This is a genomic window from Actinoplanes sp. NPDC049548, assembly GCF_040676695.1.
Classification (GTDB): Bacteria; Actinomycetota; Actinomycetes; order Mycobacteriales; family Micromonosporaceae; genus Actinoplanes.
The window spans coordinates 48692-64452 of record NZ_JBFAPM010000029.1; the positions used below are offsets into that span (position 1 = coordinate 48692).

Here is a 15761-nt window from a genome sequence, read left to right on the forward strand (position 1 = left end):
CGGCGGAGGCGGTCAGTCGATGACCAGGGGACGCCACCAGTCCCGGTGGTCGCGGTACCACTGCACCGTCTCCGCCAGCCCGGCGCGGAAGTCGACCTGGGGCCGGTAGCCGAGCTCCGTACGGATGCGGGTGTCGTCGAGGGCGTACCTCTGGTCGTGTCCCTTGCGGTCCTGCACGTGCTCGACCCGGTCCCAGGCGGCGCCGCACTCCTGCAGCAGCAGCCCGGTCAGGTCCTTGTTCGTCAGTTCCTCGTTGCCGCCGACGTGGTAGACCTCGCCGGGCCGGCCCCGGGTCAGCACCAGGGCGGTGGCGCGGCAGTGGTCGTCCACGTGGATCCAGTCGCGGACCTGTTCACCGTCGCCGTAGAGCGGCACCGTCCGCCCCTCGAGCAGGTTCGTGACGAAGCGGGGGATCAGCTTCTCCGGATGCTGGTACGGCCCGTAGGTGTTGGCGGCGCGGGTCACCGTAACGGGCAGCCCGTGCGTGCGGTGGTACGCCAGCGCGAGCAGGTCGGCGCCCGCCTTGGTGGCCGCGTACGGCGAGTTCGGGGCCACCGGGGAGGCCTCGGTCCAGGAGCCGGACGGGATCGAGCCGTAGACCTCGTCCGTCGACACGTGGACGAACCGCTCGACGCCGTGCCGCAGGGCCGCGTCCAGCAGGATCTGGGTGCCGACCACGTTGGTGGTCGCGAACTCGGCCGCCGCCAGGATGGAGCGGTCGACGTGGGATTCCGCCGCGAAGTGGACCACGTGGTCGTGCCTGCGCAGCACCGACTCCACCAGGGCCGCGTCGCAGACGTCGCCGGGGACGAAGTCGAGACGCTTGTTCTCCGCCACCGGGCCGAGGTTGGCGAAGTTGCCCGCGTACGTGAGCTTGTCGAGGACCGTCACCCGTGCTTGCTCCAGGCCCGGCAGCGCGTCCGCGAGCACCGCGCGCACGAAGCCGGACCCGATGAAGCCGGCGCCGCCGGTGACCAGAAGATTCATCAGACGCCGAGTGTATCCGCAGGTGACAGCGCTGCGACGGGAGATGACCACGCAGTGCTGCGGTGAAAGGGCGCGTTGTCACTGCCGTTGGGAGCCGTTCTGCCGCTAATGTTTCGACATGGAACGGCGAATTTTCGGCCTCGAAACCGAGTACGGCGTCACGTGCACCTACCGGGGGCAGCGGCGGCTGTCTCCTGACGAGGTGGCCCGCTACCTGTTCCGCCGAGTGGTGTCCTGGGGACGCAGCAGCAACGTCTTTCTCCGCAACGGTGCCCGCCTCTACCTCGACGTCGGTTCCCACCCCGAGTACGCGACCCCCGAATGCGACTCCGTCACCGACCTGGTCGCCCACGACCGCGCCGGCGAGCGCATCCTCGAGGGCCTCCTGGTCGACGCAGAGAAGCGGCTGCACGACGAGGGGATCGCGGGGGAGATCTACCTCTTCAAGAACAACACCGACTCCGCCGGCAACTCGTACGGGTGCCACGAGAACTACCTGGTGTCGCGCCACGGCGAGTTCGGCCGCCTCGCCGACGTGCTCATCCCGTTCCTCGTCACCCGGCAGCTGATCTGCGGCGCCGGCAAGGTCCTGCAGACGCCGCGCGGTGCGGTGTTCTGCCTCTCGCAGCGCGCCGAGCACATCTGGGAGGGCGTCTCCAGCGCCACCACCCGCAGCCGGCCGATCATCAACACCCGCGACGAGCCGCACGCCGACGCCGAGCGCTACCGCCGGCTGCACGTCATCGTGGGCGACTCCAACATGAACGAGGTCACCACGCTGCTCAAGGTCGGCAGCGCCGACATCGTGCTGCGGATGATCGAGGCCGGCGTGGTCATGCGCGACCTGACCCTGGAGAACCCGATCCGGGCCATCCGCGAGGTCAGCCACGACGTGACCGGCCGCCGCAAGATCCGGCTGGCGAACAACAAGGAGGTCAGCGCCCTCGAGATCCAGCAGGAGTACCTGGCCAAGGCGACCGAGTTCGTCGAGCGCCGCGGCGGCGACCAGACCGCCAAGCGGGTCGTCGAGCTGTGGGGCCGGGTGCTGTCCGCCATCGAGAGCGGCGACCTCGACCCGGTGGCCCGCGAGATCGACTGGGTGTCGAAGCTCAAGCTCATCGAGCGCTACCAGGCCAAGCACGAGATCCCGATGTCGCACCCGCGGATCGCGCAGCTCGACCTCGCGTACCACGACGTGCGCCGCGGCCGCGGCCTGTACGCGCTGATGGAGAAGCGCAAGCAGGTCGACCGGATCTCCAACGACCTCGAGATCTTCGAGGCCAAGGAGACGCCGCCGCAGACCACCCGGGCGCGGCTGCGTGGCGAGTTCATCCGGCACGCCCAGGAGAAGCGGCGCGACTTCACCGTCGACTGGGTGCACCTCAAGCTCAACGACCAGGCGCAGCGGACCGTGCTCTGCAAGGACCCGTTCCGGGCGTACGACGAGCGGGTGGAGCGCCTGATCGCCAGCATGTGAGGCCGGAGCGATAGGCTGGTCGGGCCATGACGACGCCGCAGGAGCCCGACCAGCACGCGCCCGGGGACAGGCGCATCGCACGGCGCCGGGAGAAGATCCGCAGCGAGGTCGCGCGCAACAGGGAGGGCGGCCACAAGGTCCCGACGTGGGTGCTGGCCGTCATCCTCGGCGTGCTGGTGTTCGGCTGGCTCTTCCTGGTCTTCTACTTCGGCTGACGCGGCGGGTCTTTGCCCCTGGCGCCGAGATCCGGAACGCTGGGGGCATGCCAGACATCATCGATCCCGCCATCAGTGACTACCTGCTCGCCCACTGCACTCCGGCCGACGACGTCCTGCGCGACCTGGCCGCGGAGACGAGGGCCTTGTTCCCGGACAGCGCGGGCATGCAGATCTCGCACGACGAGGGCGAGCTGCTCACCCTGCTGGTGCGGCTGACCGGGGCGCGGACGGCCGTCGAGGTGGGCGTGTTCACCGGCTACTCGGCCATCTGCATCGCCCGGGGGCTGGCCGAGGGCGGCCGCCTGATCGCCTGTGACGTCTCCGAGGAGTGGACGACCGTGGCGCGCGGGTACTGGAAGCGGGCCGGCGTCGACGACCGCATCGATCTGCGGATCGCCCCGGCGATCGAGACGCTGCGCGCCCTGCCGGCCGATCCGGTGGTCGACTTCGCGTTCATCGACGCGGACAAGACCGGTTACCGGGCCTATTACCAGGAGCTCGTGCCGCGGCTGCGGTCCGGCGGGCTGATCGTGCTCGACAACGTGCTGCAGGCCGGCCGGATCGTGAAGAGCGGCGATCCGACCCCGAACGTCGCCGCCATCCGGGAGGTCAACGACCTGGTGGTCGCCGACGAGCGGGTCGAGTCGGTGATGCTGCCGGTGCGCGACGGCGTCACCCTCATCAGGAAGCGGTAGCGAGCAACGACGCGGCGTGCCGTCCGGCGGCGGCGGCCGCGACGAAGTAGGCGTGGTCCTCGGCCAGGCCGCGGCCCATCGTCGACAGCTTGACCGGGCTGGCCAGCAGCGCCGCGTCCAGGCCGTCGGTCGCGACCTCGACGACGCGGTGCAGCGTCGCCAGCGGTGCCAGCGCCTCGGCGACGGCCTTCGCCAGATCCGCGGGCAGGTCGGCCGGCACCGGCAGGTCGGCGGGGACGAGCGCCACTTTCCCGTACGCGGTGAGGCTGTGGTGCGAGACCCCGCGGTGCCGGGGCCGGCCGTCGGCGTCGGAGATGCGCAGGGAGCCGACGGGGCGGCCGCCGAGTGCCACCACGGCGTTGACGGCTTCGCCCAGGGCGACCCCGGAGAAGCCCCACGGCGTACCGGTGCCGAGGTTGCCCGGGCCCTGGGCGACGATGGCGACGTCGGCGTGCAGCACGTGCCGGGCGGCGAGCAGGCCGGTGTGGACTGTGCTCGCTTCCAGGTCACCGCCGAAGGCCTGGCCGGTCGTGACCGTGCCGGCCAGGTGGTCGCGCAGGTCGTCCAGGGTGCGGGAGAACCAGGCCGGGAGGGCGCCGCCATCGGTCATCACGTACGCGACGCGCGCGTCGGGGCGGTCGGCGTGGACGCCGGCCAGGATCGCGGGCAGCGCTGAGTGCAGGTCCGCGGTGACCACCGGCATGTCGTCGATGCCGGTCGCCGCGGCCAGCGTCTCGTGATGCGGCGACGCCTCCTCGTCCACACCGAGCAGGATCGGCTGCAGCGGCGTGTAACGGGCCTTGACCAGGTGGCCCGAGTCCCGGGTGGTCCCGTCGGTGGCGGGGTCCGGGGGCAGGCGGTCGGGCAGGGCCACGACCAGGGCGTACCCGCCGGTGCCGAGGCCCATGACGAGGGCTCCCACGTTGAGCAGGACGCGGTCGCCGGGCTGCGGGGCGCCGGTCAGCTCCGGGTAGGCGAGCGCCTTGACCGGGCCGTCGTCCGTGGCGACCTCCAGCTCGACCGCGCCACGCCACTCTCGCCGTACCGAAGAAACCGTTCCCTGCCGCCAGCGCACCATGGCGGCGACCCTATATGTCCACCCCGCCGTCGCGGTGGTTGCGTCCCGCGCGTCCGCGGGTCGGGTCCAGGAAGACGTAGCGGATGCCCGGGTAGCGGGCGCGGAGGCGGCGTTCGGCCTCGTCGGACGCCTCCTCGATCTCGGCGCCGGTCACCTCGTCGTCGAAGTCCACCTTCGCCGCGACCAGGATGTCGCCCGGGCCCAGCTGCATGGTCAGCAGCGTCGGGACCGCGGTGACGACCGGGATGGCGGCGAGGTCGTCGGCGATCTGGTTGTGCATGCGGCGCGGCACCGCCCGGCCCACCAGCAGCGAGACGTTGGCGCGGGCCAGGACCGTGGCGACGACCAGCAGCAGGATGCCGATGAGGATCGACGCGACGCCGTCCCACACCTCGGAGCCGGTGAGCTGGGCCAGCCCGATCCCGGCCGCGGCCAGGACCAGGCCGATGAGCGCGGCCGAGTCCTCCAGGAAGACCGCCTTCACCGTGGTGTCCGGGGTCAGCCGCAGGAACCGGCGGCGGCTGATGCCCCAGCGCTCGGACTCGCCGGTGACCTGCCGCTGGGCCTTGAGGAACGAGACCCCCTCGGCGACGAACGACACCGCGAGCACGATGTACGAGATCAGGTAGTGACCGCTGTGCTCGCCGCCGGTGATGGTCGTGACGCCGTGATAGATGGAGAAGCCGGCGCCGCCGACGAAGGTGAACAGGGCGGCGATGAAGGCCCAGACGAAGCTCTCCTTGCCGTACCCGAAGGGGTGCTCCTCGTCGGCGGGCTTGCCGCCGCGGCGCAGCGCGACGAACAGGAACACCTCGGTGACGGTGTCGGCCAGCGAGTGCGCGGACTCCGACAGCATCGCCGCCGAGCCGGACAGCAGACCGGCGACCAGTTTCGCGGCGGCGATCACCAGGTTGGCCAGCCCGGCGATGATGACGGTGCCGACGCTCTCGTTCCCGCCCTCGGACTTCGGCTCGGCGGGAGCGGGCAGGGGGCGGGCCGCGTCCAGGCCTACAGGTGTCTCGGGCACGACAGCTGTCTTCCCCGTGGTGGTTACAGATAACCGTCCGGCCTTGGCGGATGCCGCCATAGCGCCGGTGGGCTGCTAGCGTTTCGGTCGTGTCGCGGACCCGTACCGAGCGCCTGGTGAACCTGGTGATCTGTCTGCTGTCCACGCGACGGTTCCTGACCGCCGCGCAGATCGCCGCGACCGTGCCCGGCTACGAGCACGACCCGGAGGATCCCCGCGACCACGAGGCGTTCCAGCGCAAGTTCGAGCGCGACAAGGCGGAGCTGCGCGAGCTCGGTGTGCCGCTGGAGACCGGCCTCGCGAGCGCCTTCGACACCGAGCACGGCTACCGCATCGCCCACCGCGAGTACGCCCTGCCCGACATCCCGCTCGAGCCCGACGAGGCCGCCGCCGTGGGCATCGCCGCGCGGCTGTGGCAGCACGCCGGGCTGGCCGCCGCCGCGTCGTCCGGGCTGGCGAAGCTGCGGGCCGCCGGCGTGGAGGTCGACCCGCAGGCCACCCTCGGGATCGAGCCGGTGGTGACCGTCGACCCGGCGTTCGCGCCGCTGACCGGGGCGGCCCGGGCGCGGCGGGCGGTGACGTTCTCCTATCGCGTACCCGAGGTGGACGAGCCCTCCACCCGCCGCCTGCAGCCGTGGGGCGTGGTCTGCTGGCAGGGCCGCTGGTACGTGGTCGGGCACGACCGCGACCGCGACGCCACCCGCTGCTTCCGGCTGTCGCGCATCGTCGGTCAGGTCCGGGTGGTCGGACCCGACGGCGCGTTCACCCCACCCGAGGACGTCGACCTGATCAGCCACGTCGCGAGCTTCTCCGGGCCCACCGAGCGCACCGGCCGCGCGACTGTCGTCGTCCGGCCGGGCCGGGCCGCCGGGCTGCGACGGCTCGCGGTGGAGACCGTGCCCGGGCCCGGCGGGGACCGGCTCACGATCCCGTATTCCGACGTCGAGTGGCTCGCCTCCCGCCTGGTCGGCTACGGCGCCGAGGTACGCGCGGACGGGCCGCCCGAGCTGCGTGAGGCGGTCATCCAGCAGCTCAAGGAGGTCGTCGCCCGCCACGAGCCGGCCGCCGCGGGAGTGTCACCGTGACCCCGCCCCAGCAGCGCACACCCGCGGGACGCGCCTCCGCCGACCGGCTCGGCCGGCTGCTCAACCTGGTGCCGTACCTGCTGGCCCGGCCCGGGATCGCGGTCGCCGAGGCCGCGGCGGACTTCAAGATCACCGAGCGGCAGCTGCGCGAGGACCTGGAGTTGCTGTGGGTGTGCGGCCTGCCCGGCTACGGGCCCGGCGACCTCATCGACATGGCCCTCGACGGCGACCGGGTGACCATCACCTACGACGCCGGCATCGACCGGCCGCTGCGGCTCAACCCCGACGAGGCCCTGGCCCTGGTGGTGGCCCTGCGGATGCTCGCCGAGACGCCCGGCATCGGGTCGCGCGACGCGATCGAGCGGGCCCTGGCCAAGATCGAGAACGCGGCCGGCGACCTCGGCGACGCGCCGGTGGCCGTCCGGCTGCCCGCCAACAGCGAGCGCCTCGACGCGATCCGCGACATCGTCGAGCGGCGGCACGCCATGCGCATCACCTACTACACGGCCGCCCGCGACGAGACCACCGAGCGGGTCGTCGACCCGATGCGGGTGCTCATGGTCGGCAACCGCGCCTACCTCGAGGCGTGGTGCCGGCGCGCCGAGGGCACCCGGCTGTTCCGGCTGGACCGCATCGACGCGTTCACCGAGCTGGACGAGCCGGCCGCGCCGCCGGCCCGGGCCGTGCCGCACGACGTGCGCGACGGCGTCTTTCACCCGGGACCCGAGCTGCCGCTCGTGACGCTGCGGGTGGGCCGGGGCAGCCGCTGGATCACCGAGTACTACCCGTGCGAGGAGGTCCGCCGCGACGGCGACGAATGGGTCGTGACGATGCGGGTCACCGACCTGGGCTGGGCGCAGCGGTTCCTGCTCGGCGTCGGCCCGGACGTCACCGTGGTAGGTCCGGCGGCGCTCGTCGACCAGATCCGGGCACAGGCGGCGACGGCACTGGACCAGTACGCAGCCCCGGACCCCGCCAGCGCCTAAGGTATGCGGCATGGTGTTGTGGATCGTGATCGGCGTGGTCGTGCTCGGCCTGGTCGTGCTGGGAGCCTCGGTCATGGCGGTGCTGGGCCGGTTGCGCGGCTTCGACCGGGCGATGCGCAAGCTGCTGCGCCGCCAGGAGCAGGCCGCGAAGCTGCAGCGCAAGGCCGAGGTGCTGCAGGAGACCGTCGCTGAGCTGCAGCGGCGCGCCGAGCTGGCCCAGGAGCAGGTCGCGGTGATCAAGGCGGGCCACGGCACCGCGTAGCGACGTGGTAGCGTGCGGCGTTCCCGGCCTGTTGTCCGAAAATTCCTCGGATCGGCGGCCAAAACAAACACGTGCGGCGGGGGTCACTCCCAGGTACCGCACGTACGATGGATCCCGCACCGTCCTGAACCACCGCTGATCGGAACCGACTGGAGTCTCCATGGGCGCCCTCAAGCCATGGCACATCGCCGTCATCGTTGTCGTGCTCGTGCTGCTGTTCGGCGCGAAGCGCCTGCCCGACGCCGCGCGGTCGCTGGGCCGGTCGCTGCGGATCATCAAGGCCGAGACGAAGGGCCTCGTCGACGACGACAACGTCGCCGAGAAGGCCGAGCCGCAGTACTCGCGCCAGCCGCTGCACCCGAACGAGATCCCCCAGCCGGGGCAGCAGGGCTACCAGCAGCCCGGTCAGGCGTACCAGCAGCCGCAGCAGCCGCCGGCGCAGCCGTACGTCGACCCGGTGCAGCGGACGAACGACCGCTGACCCACCGTGGCCATCTCCCTGCGCCGCCGGGGGCCGAGCAAGTTCGAGCAGGCCGCCGACGGCTCGATGACCCTCATCGAGCACGTCCGGGAGCTGCGGAACCGGCTGTTCTGGGCGTCGCTCGGCATCATCGCCGGGCTGATCGTCGGCTTCATCGTGTCGAACCAGGTCTTCCACCTGCTCTCGGTGCCGTACTGCGACCTTCCGTCGTCCTGGATCACCGACGGCGCGGGCGTGCGGAAATGTAGCTTCCTCACCCTGGCCCCCACCGACCAGCTCGTCCTGCGCCTGAAGATCGCCCTGTGGGTGGGTCTCATCGTCGGCGCGCCGATCTGGCTCTACCAGCTGTGGGCCTTCATCGCGCCCGGCCTGCACAGACACGAGCGCAAGTGGGCGTACGTCTTCGTGGCGATCGCGGCACCGCTGTTCGCCGGCGGCGCGATCCTCGCGTACTTCGTGATCGGCCACAGCCTGGCCTTCATCATGACGTCCGGCGTCATCGGCAGTCCCACCCAGCTCGAGGTCACCAGCTACATCGGCTTCGTCACGAACATGATCCTGATCTTCGGGGCGGCGTTCGAGTTCCCGCTGATCCTGCTCATGTTGAACTTCACCGGCGTGGTCACCGCCCGGCGGCTCCTCGGCTGGTGGCGCGTCGTGGTGTTCCTGTCGTTCGCGTTCGCCGCCATCGCCACCCCCGACCCGGGGCCGTTCGGGATGACCCTGCTCGCGGCGTGCATGTCGCTGCTCTACTTCATCGCGGTCGGCGTGGCGGCGCTCAACGACAAGCGCAAGGGCCGGGGCCAGGAGATCTACGCCGGGCTGGACGACGACGAGGTCTCGCCGCTGGAGGAAGAACGCGTCCCGGTCGGCGTGTCGGACCGCATCGACGGACCCACACCGGTCGAGGCTCCCGAGCCGGTGGCGAAACCGTTGCCTCTGGAGAGCCGCTTCGACGACATGACCTGAGCCCGCGGCCGGTACATTCGGCGGCTGTGAGCAGCAGAGACGACATCGCGGTGCTGGCCAACCCCCGGGCGGGGCGCGGCCGGCACCGCGGTCTGCTTCCGGCGGTGCTCGACCGGCTCGGTGCCGGCGGGCGAGCCGTGCGCCTCCTGGAGGCCTCCAGCGCCGAGGAGGCCGAGAAGGCGTGCCACCGCACCGTCGCCGAGGGGGTGGCGGCGCTGGTGGCGGTCGGCGGGGACGGCACGCTGCACCGCGCGCTGCAGGCGGTGGCCGGCACGAGCACCGGCTTCGGGCTGGTTCCCTCCGGCACCGGCAACGACTTCGCGGCCGGCACCGGCGTACCGTCGGATCCGCTGCGGGCCGCGGAGGCGATCGCCGCCGCGCTGCGCGATGAGCGCCACCACCTGGTCGATCTGGCCCGGGTGACCACGACGCAGGGTGACGTCCGCTGGTTCGGCGCGGTGCTCGCCGCCGGTTTCGACGCGATCGTCAACGAGCGCGCCAACCGGATGGCGTGGCCCCGCGGGCCCCGCCGCTACGACCTCGCCATCGTGCTGGAGACGGCCCGGCTGCGCGCCCGCCGCTACGAGCTGGAAATCGACGGCGCCGACCGCAGCTTCGACGGCGTGCTGGCCGCGGTCGGCAACTGCCCCAGCTATGGCGGTGGCCTGCGGATCTGCCCCGACGCCGACCCCGCCGACGGGCTGCTGAACGTGGTGGTCGCGGCGCCGCTCGGCTGGCGCGAGCTGGCCCGGCTCAAGCCCCGCCTGCGGCGCGGCACGCACGTCACCGACCCGCTGGTCACCAGCTACCGGGCGCGCGAGGTGCGGATCGACACGCCCGGGATCATCGGGTACGCCGACGGCGAACGGCTCGCCGCGCTGCCGCTCGTGATCGGCTGCGAACCGGGAGCCCTCCGGTTGCTGCGCTGAGTTCGCGATAAGTGCGCCGGGTCGGGGGTCGAACGGATCGGTACAGCCCGCCAGAACTCGCAGGAGGCAGCATGTCGGTCGGTTCGGTCAGCGCCAGCACGGTCTCCAGCGCCTACCTCGGCTCGGCGGACGCCGCCGCCCGGAAGGCGCCCGAGACGGCCGGGGAGCCGACCATCGCCGACCACGTGGCGGCCGCCGACGAGCCGCAGCCGATCCGCAGCGCCGCCGCCACGCAGGGCACGCTGGTAGACACCTACCTCTGAGGAATCACACCTCGCAGCCGGCCAGCGCGAGCGTGGCGCCGAGGCCGTTGGCGCGGCCGGGCTCCGCCGCCGGCAGCACCAGGGCCGCGCAGCCGGCCTGCACGGCGCCCGCGTCCGCCGGGCTGTCACCGACCATCAACGTGCGCTCCGGATCCACCGCGAGCATGCCGCAGGCGCGCAGGAAGATCGCCGGATCGGGTTTCGTGCGGCCCACCTCGTACGACAGCGCGAACGCGTCGACCAGGGCGTCCAGGCCCCAGGCGGCGAAGTGCGGGCGGATGTCGAAGCCGATGTTGCTCACCACCGCCACCTTCACGCCGGCGTCCTTGAGGATGCGCAGGGTCGGGAGGGTGTCCGCGTACGGCAGCCAGCCGTCCGGGCCCAGGAGCCGGTCGTAGAGGGCGTCGGCCAGCCCTTCGACGTCCGTGCTGACCGTCTCCGCCAGGCCCGTGTAGGCGGCTCGGTGGCTGTGTTCGTACAGGTCGCGGTCGGCCCAATGCTCGGCCAGGTGGATCGGCACGCGTCGCGGCAGGGGCCCGCCGGCGCGCCCGGCCGTGACCAGCCGGTCGGCCAGGATGGTGGCCTTGCCCCGGTCCAGCTCGGTGCCGCAGGCCGCCGCGGCGGCGGTCACCCAGGCCACCGGGTCCTCGACCTGGGCCAGCGTGCCGTGGAAGTCGAAGAGCACGGCGTCGACCTGGCGGCGCGACGGGGGAGCGGTCGATTCGGCGGCATCCGGCACGCCGTGCACGATACCGAGGCGCCGCGACGCGGCTGTCGGCAACCGCCCCGCGAGCCATGACCTTCGTTGTGTCAGACCCACGCATTAGCCTTGTGGTCATGACGAGCCCCGCCGAACGCTACGCGGAGTCGAAGAGGCGGGCGGCCCGAGTGGCCGAGTTCCCGGCCCTCGAGGACTTCATGCTGGACGTCGGCTTCGACCTGGACGATTTCCAACGGCAGGCCTGCGAGGGCCTGGAGCGTGGCAGCGGCGTGCTGGTGTGCGCGCCCACCGGTGCCGGCAAGACGGTGGTCGGCGAGTTCGCCGTGCACCTCGCGCTGCGCGCCGACGGCTCCGGACGGCGCCGCAAGTGCTTCTACACGACGCCGATCAAGGCGCTGTCCAACCAGAAGTACCACGACCTGGTGGAGCGCTACGGCGCCGAGCAGGTGGGCCTGCTGACCGGCGACAACGCGATCAACGGCGACGCGCCGGTGGTCGTGATGACCACCGAGGTCCTGCGCAACATGCTCTACTCGGGCTCGGCCAGCCTGCAGGGCCTCGCGTACGTGGTCATGGACGAGGTGCACTACCTCGCCGACCGCTTCCGCGGCGCGGTCTGGGAGGAGGTGATCATCCACCTCCCCGCCTCGGTCACCCTCGTCTCGCTGTCCGCGACGGTCAGCAACTACGAGGAGTTCGCCGACTGGCTGGTCACGGTCCGTGGCGAGACCGAGGTCGTGGTGAGTGAGCACCGGCCGGTGCCGCTGTGGCAGCACATGCTGGTCGGCAAGCGGATGTTCGACCTCTTCCACGACGCGGACGCCGCGCGCAAGCACGACGTGCACCCGGAGCTGCTGCGCTACACCCGGGAGATGCTGCGCCGGCTGGAGCTCACCGACCGGACGGCCGGACCGGGCTGGCACAGCCGAGGCGGCCGGCCCCGGCGCTGGCAGCCGCCGCCCCGCACCGAGGTCGTCGACCGGCTGGACCGCGCCGGGCTGCTTCCCGCGATCCTCTTCATCTTCAGCCGCGCCGGCTGCGACGCGGCCGTGCAGCAGTGCCTGGCGGGCGGCCTGCGCCTGACCGACCCGGAGGAGCGGGCGGAGATCCGCAGCATCGCGCAGGCCAAGGTGGCCGCGATCCCGTCCGAGGACCTGTCGGTGCTGGGCTACTGGGAGTGGCTCGACGGGCTGGAGCGCGGCGTCGCCGCCCACCACGCGGGCATGCTGCCGGCGTTCAAGGAAGCCGTCGAGGAGTGCTTCGTCCGCGGCCTGGTCAAGGCCGTCTTCGCGACCGAGACGCTGGCGCTGGGCATCAACATGCCGGCCCGGTGCGTGGTGCTCGAGCGCCTGGTGAAGTTCAACGGCGAGGCCCACGTCGACCTGACCCCGGGCGAGTACACGCAGCTCACCGGCCGCGCCGGGCGTCGCGGCATCGACGTCGAGGGGCACGCGGTGGTGCTCTGGAGCCCCGAGGTCGATCCGCGGCACGTCGCCGGGCTCGCATCGACCCGGACCTACCCGCTGCGCTCGAGCTTCCGGCCGTCGTACAACATGGCGGTCAACCTGGTCGGCTCGGTCGGCGCCGAGAAGTCCCGTGACCTGCTGGAGTCGTCGTTCGCGCAGTTCCAGGCGGACCGCTCGGTCGTCGGCCTGGCGCGTCAGGTGCAGCGCAACGTCGACACCATGCAGACGTACGGCAAGGACGCGACCTGCCACCACGGCGACTTCGACGAGTACTTCGCCATCCGCGTGGCGATCGCCGACCGGGAACGCGCCCTCGCCCGGCAAGGCGCCTCCCAGCGTCGCGCCGCTGCGGTGTCCTCACTGGAGAAGCTGCGCGTCGGCGACGTCATCCGGGTGCCGCAGGGACGGCGTGCGGGCCTTGCTGTCGTCCTCGAGCCCCCCACCGGCGGTTTCGGCGAGCCGCGGCCGCTCGTGCTGACCCAGGACCGCTGGGCCGGCCGGGTCAGCCCCGCCGACTTCCCGGGAGCCGTGGAGGTCCTCGACCGGATCCGGGTGCCGAAGCACTTCAACCCGCGCTCACCCGCCGCCCGCCGCGACCTCGCCGCCACGGTCAGCGCGACCGGCCTGGACCGGCACGAGCGCGGCGGCCGGCGCGGACGCAACCGCGGCGCGCCGGGGGAGGACCCGGAGATCGCCCTGCTCAAGGTGGAGCTGCGGCAGCACCCGTGCCACGCCTGCCCGGAGCGCGAGGAGCACGCCCGCTGGGCGGAACGCCGGCACCGGCTGCAGCGCGACACGGAGGCGCTGCGCGACAAGGTCGCCGGACGCACGGGCTCGCTCGCGCGCACCTTCGACCAGGTCTGCGCGGTGCTCACCGAGCGCGGCTACCTCTCGCCGGAGGGCGAGGTCACCGACACCGGCCGGATGCTGGGCCGGATCTGGACGGAGGCCGACCTGCTCGTCGCGGAGTGCCTGCGTACCGGGGTCTGGGAAGGGCTCGACCCCGAAGAGCTGGCGGCGGCGGTGTCCATGGTGCTCTACGAGTCCCGCCGCGAGGGCGACGAGCGGGCATCGGTTCCCAAGGGAGCGACCACGGCCGCCGTGGACGCCTGCCAGAAGCTGTGGTCGGAGATCGAGGCGCAGGAGGCGGCCCACGGGCTCGCACTGACCCGCGAGCCGGATGCCGGCTTCGTCTGGCCCATGTACCGCTGGGCCCGGGGCGAACCGCTCGCGCGGGTCCTGGCCAGCGGCCACAACTACGACGCCGACATGCCGGCCGGCGACTTCGTCCGGTGGGCCCGGCAGGTCCTCGACCTCCTGGCACAGCTCAAGGACGCGTCAGCGGCGTCGCCGGGAGTGCGGGAGACAGCCCGCAAGGCGATGACGGCGATCAACCGGGGGGTGCTGGCCTACCAGACGGCGCTGTGACCTGTCGCCTTAAGCTCATCCGGTGATCACTCACGAGGACCTCGATGCCGCCGTGCGGGTCGTACGGCCCCACGTGCCGGTGACGCCGGCGTACCGATGGCCACTCCTGGAGCGGATCACCGGCACCCCGACGTGGGTGAAGCACGAGAACGCCACCCCGACCGGCGCCTTCAAGGTGCGCGGCGGACTCGTCTACATGGCACGGACGAAGGCCTCCCGGCGCGGCGTGATCACGGCGACGCGCGGCAACCACGGTCAGTCGTTGGCCTACGCCGGGCGCGCGTACGGCGTACCGGTCACGATCGTCGTCCCCGAAGGCAACAGCCCGGACAAGAACGCCGCGATGGAGGGGTTCGGCGCCGAACTCATCGTGCACGGCCGCGACTTCCAGGAGGCGCGCGAGCACGTCGCACGGCTCGCGGAGGAGCGAGGGCTGCACATGGTGCCCTCGTTCCACCGCGACCTGGTCGCCGGCGTGGCCACTTATGCCGCCGAGCTGCACTCGCAGGCTCCGGAGCTGGACGTCGTCTACGTGCCGGTCGGCCAGGGCTCCGGGCTCTGCGCCAACATCGCCGTGCGTGACCTGCTCGGCCGCCCTACGGAGGTGGTGGCCGTTGGGGCGGAGGGCGCCCCCGCACACGCCTTGTCCTTCGCGGCCGGACGGCCGGTGTCCACGCCGGAGGCTGCGACCTTCGTCGACGGGGTCGCTACGCGGGTGCCCGATGAGGAGGCGGTCGCGGTGATGCTTCGGGGAGCGGCTCGGTTCGTGCAGGTCAGCGACGAGGCGACCGAGCAGGCGATGCGTCACCTGTGGGAGACCACGCATCAGATGCCCGAGCCGGCGGGGGCTATCGCGCTCGCGGGGCTGCTGGCGGATACCGACCGGCCTGCCGGAGCGACGGCGGCGGTGATCATGACCGGGGGCAACTGCGACCGGGAGTTCGTCCAGCGGCTCGTCGCCGGCCCTTAGCCGGTCTCGGTGGGCCGGCGTCGCAGAATGCTGGGGCGGCGACGACGGCCGTCGGATGCAGCTGCGCGCCTCTGAAGGGCGGCCATTCCCCTGAACTGGTTGGACCGTTGAGTGTGCGCGAAGCGGCGACAGTGACCACGCTAACCGCTGTCGGCGGTTACGTGGACAGAGACGAGATCAGCCAGAATGGCGGCGCGGGCATGACTCGATCTAGATCGATCACTATGACATCCGGAAATTTTGACGATCCTCCGAATTAATCATGTCCGTTTTCTTGCGCCAGTGAATGCACTTCTACAGCAAGCTGCCCAGGTCGGACGCTGTTCGGACTTTGCCGTGGCTCGAACGGCTGCGGAGCCAGCCTTTTCGAATTGAATTCGGTAAGGCGCTGAACCGTCGCTGCCCTCTGCCTTGGTGGTCATCGACAGAATGTCTTCTTCGGTGGTGACCATGCAGGCGGCGAGGCTTGTTCGCCTACGGAGGGCGTCTCGGAGACGAACCTCCTCTTGGAAGCCTTGGCCGCTTTGCACTGCCTCAGTCGCACAGTCCGCAGCATTCTCCGTGCGCCAAATGCCGCAGCCGGGCGACAGGTGGATAGCGGTGCGGTGCCCGTACTGCCGACATGCCGATTCGCGCGTGGTCGACTCGCGTGAGGCCGACGACGGTCAGTTGATCCGTCGCCGTCGGTCCTGCCCTGAGTGCGGCAAGCGGTTCACGAC

General features: G+C 71.8%; 16 protein-coding genes and 1 pseudogene. 13 read left to right on the forward strand and 4 right to left on the reverse strand.

Annotated features, from left to right (window positions below; translation table 11 throughout):
• Positions 1-12: 12 nt before the first annotated feature.
• Complete coding sequence (gene rfbB, locus AB0J80_RS35280) at positions 13-987, reverse strand: dTDP-glucose 4,6-dehydratase (RefSeq protein WP_364713787.1); 975 nt, start codon at positions 985-987, stop codon at positions 13-15.
• A gap of 118 nt (positions 988-1105) precedes the next feature.
• Between rfbB and pafA the strand changes: the two genes are divergently transcribed.
• From pafA to AB0J80_RS35295, 3 genes are read left to right on the forward strand one after another with little or no spacing between them, the layout of a single operon-like run.
• Entirely contained in the window at positions 1106-2464 is a 1359-nt protein-coding gene (pafA, locus tag AB0J80_RS35285) for a Pup--protein ligase (RefSeq protein WP_364713789.1), read from the forward strand.
• Between the two features lie 26 nt (positions 2465-2490).
• Positions 2491-2679 (forward strand): hypothetical protein, encoded by a 189-nt coding sequence (locus AB0J80_RS35290; RefSeq protein ID WP_364713791.1) that lies wholly within the window; start codon positions 2491-2493, stop codon positions 2677-2679.
• A 47-nt stretch (positions 2680-2726) separates the two neighbouring features.
• A complete protein-coding gene (locus AB0J80_RS35295; RefSeq protein ID WP_364713792.1) occupies positions 2727-3377 on the forward strand; it encodes a class I SAM-dependent methyltransferase in 651 nt (216 codons plus the stop codon).
• On the opposite strand, the gene AB0J80_RS35300 is transcribed toward AB0J80_RS35295, so the two are convergent.
• Both AB0J80_RS35300 and AB0J80_RS35305 read right to left on the reverse strand, forming a co-directional pair.
• On the reverse strand, positions 3364-4455 hold the full coding sequence (locus AB0J80_RS35300; protein WP_364713794.1) for a DUF3866 family protein: 1092 nt from the start codon (positions 4453-4455) through the stop codon (positions 3364-3366). The genes AB0J80_RS35295 and AB0J80_RS35300 overlap by 14 nt on opposite strands.
• Positions 4456-4465: 10 nt before the next feature.
• Positions 4466-5443: a cation diffusion facilitator family transporter gene (locus AB0J80_RS35305; RefSeq protein ID WP_364713817.1), complete on the reverse strand. Its 978-nt coding sequence runs from the start codon at positions 5441-5443 to the stop codon at positions 4466-4468.
• Positions 5444-5571: 128 nt separating this feature from the next.
• On the opposite strand from AB0J80_RS35305, the gene AB0J80_RS35310 reads away from it, so the two are divergent.
• The 7 genes from AB0J80_RS35310 (at position 5572) to AB0J80_RS35340 (ending at position 10457) form a co-directional block, all read left to right on the forward strand.
• A complete protein-coding gene (locus AB0J80_RS35310) occupies positions 5572-6567 on the forward strand; it encodes a WYL domain-containing protein (RefSeq protein WP_364713795.1) in 996 nt (331 codons plus the stop codon).
• Entirely contained in the window at positions 6564-7553 is a 990-nt protein-coding gene (locus AB0J80_RS35315; protein ID WP_364713796.1) for a YafY family protein, read from the forward strand. Before AB0J80_RS35310 ends, AB0J80_RS35315 begins: the two co-directional genes overlap by 4 nt.
• Before the next feature lie 10 nt (positions 7554-7563).
• On the forward strand, positions 7564-7815 hold the full coding sequence (locus tag AB0J80_RS35320) for a hypothetical protein (protein WP_364713798.1): 252 nt from the start codon (positions 7564-7566) through the stop codon (positions 7813-7815).
• Positions 7816-7975: 160 nt separating this feature from the next.
• Positions 7976-8296: a Sec-independent protein translocase subunit TatA gene (gene tatA / locus AB0J80_RS35325; RefSeq protein WP_364713800.1), complete on the forward strand. Its 321-nt coding sequence runs from the start codon at positions 7976-7978 to the stop codon at positions 8294-8296.
• Positions 8297-8302: 6 nt separating this feature from the next.
• Positions 8303-9265 (forward strand): twin-arginine translocase subunit TatC, encoded by a 963-nt coding sequence (gene tatC, locus AB0J80_RS35330; protein WP_364713801.1) that lies wholly within the window; start codon positions 8303-8305, stop codon positions 9263-9265.
• A 26-nt stretch (positions 9266-9291) separates the two neighbouring features.
• Complete coding sequence (locus AB0J80_RS35335; RefSeq protein ID WP_364713803.1) at positions 9292-10194, forward strand: diacylglycerol kinase family protein; 903 nt, start codon at positions 9292-9294, stop codon at positions 10192-10194.
• A 71-nt stretch (positions 10195-10265) separates the two neighbouring features.
• Positions 10266-10457, forward strand: a complete 192-nt coding sequence (locus AB0J80_RS35340) for a hypothetical protein (RefSeq protein ID WP_364713805.1) — start codon at positions 10266-10268, stop codon at positions 10455-10457.
• 4 nt (positions 10458-10461) lie between these two features.
• On the opposite strand, the gene AB0J80_RS35345 is transcribed toward AB0J80_RS35340, so the two are convergent.
• Positions 10462-11205, reverse strand: coding sequence for an HAD-IA family hydrolase (locus AB0J80_RS35345; RefSeq protein ID WP_364713806.1), 744 nt, complete (start codon positions 11203-11205; stop codon positions 10462-10464).
• Between the two features lie 89 nt (positions 11206-11294).
• Between AB0J80_RS35345 and AB0J80_RS35350 the strand changes: the two genes are divergently transcribed.
• From AB0J80_RS35350 to AB0J80_RS35360, 3 genes and pseudogenes are all read left to right on the forward strand, one after another.
• Positions 11295-14072: a DEAD/DEAH box helicase gene (locus tag AB0J80_RS35350; RefSeq protein WP_364713808.1), complete on the forward strand. Its 2778-nt coding sequence runs from the start codon at positions 11295-11297 to the stop codon at positions 14070-14072.
• Positions 14073-14094: 22 nt separating this feature from the next.
• Entirely contained in the window at positions 14095-15042 is a 948-nt protein-coding gene (locus AB0J80_RS35355; protein WP_364713809.1) for a threonine dehydratase, read from the forward strand.
• Positions 15043-15642: 600 nt separating this feature from the next.
• Positions 15643-15761: pseudogene (locus AB0J80_RS35360) on the forward strand (transcriptional regulator NrdR); the annotation flags it as partial.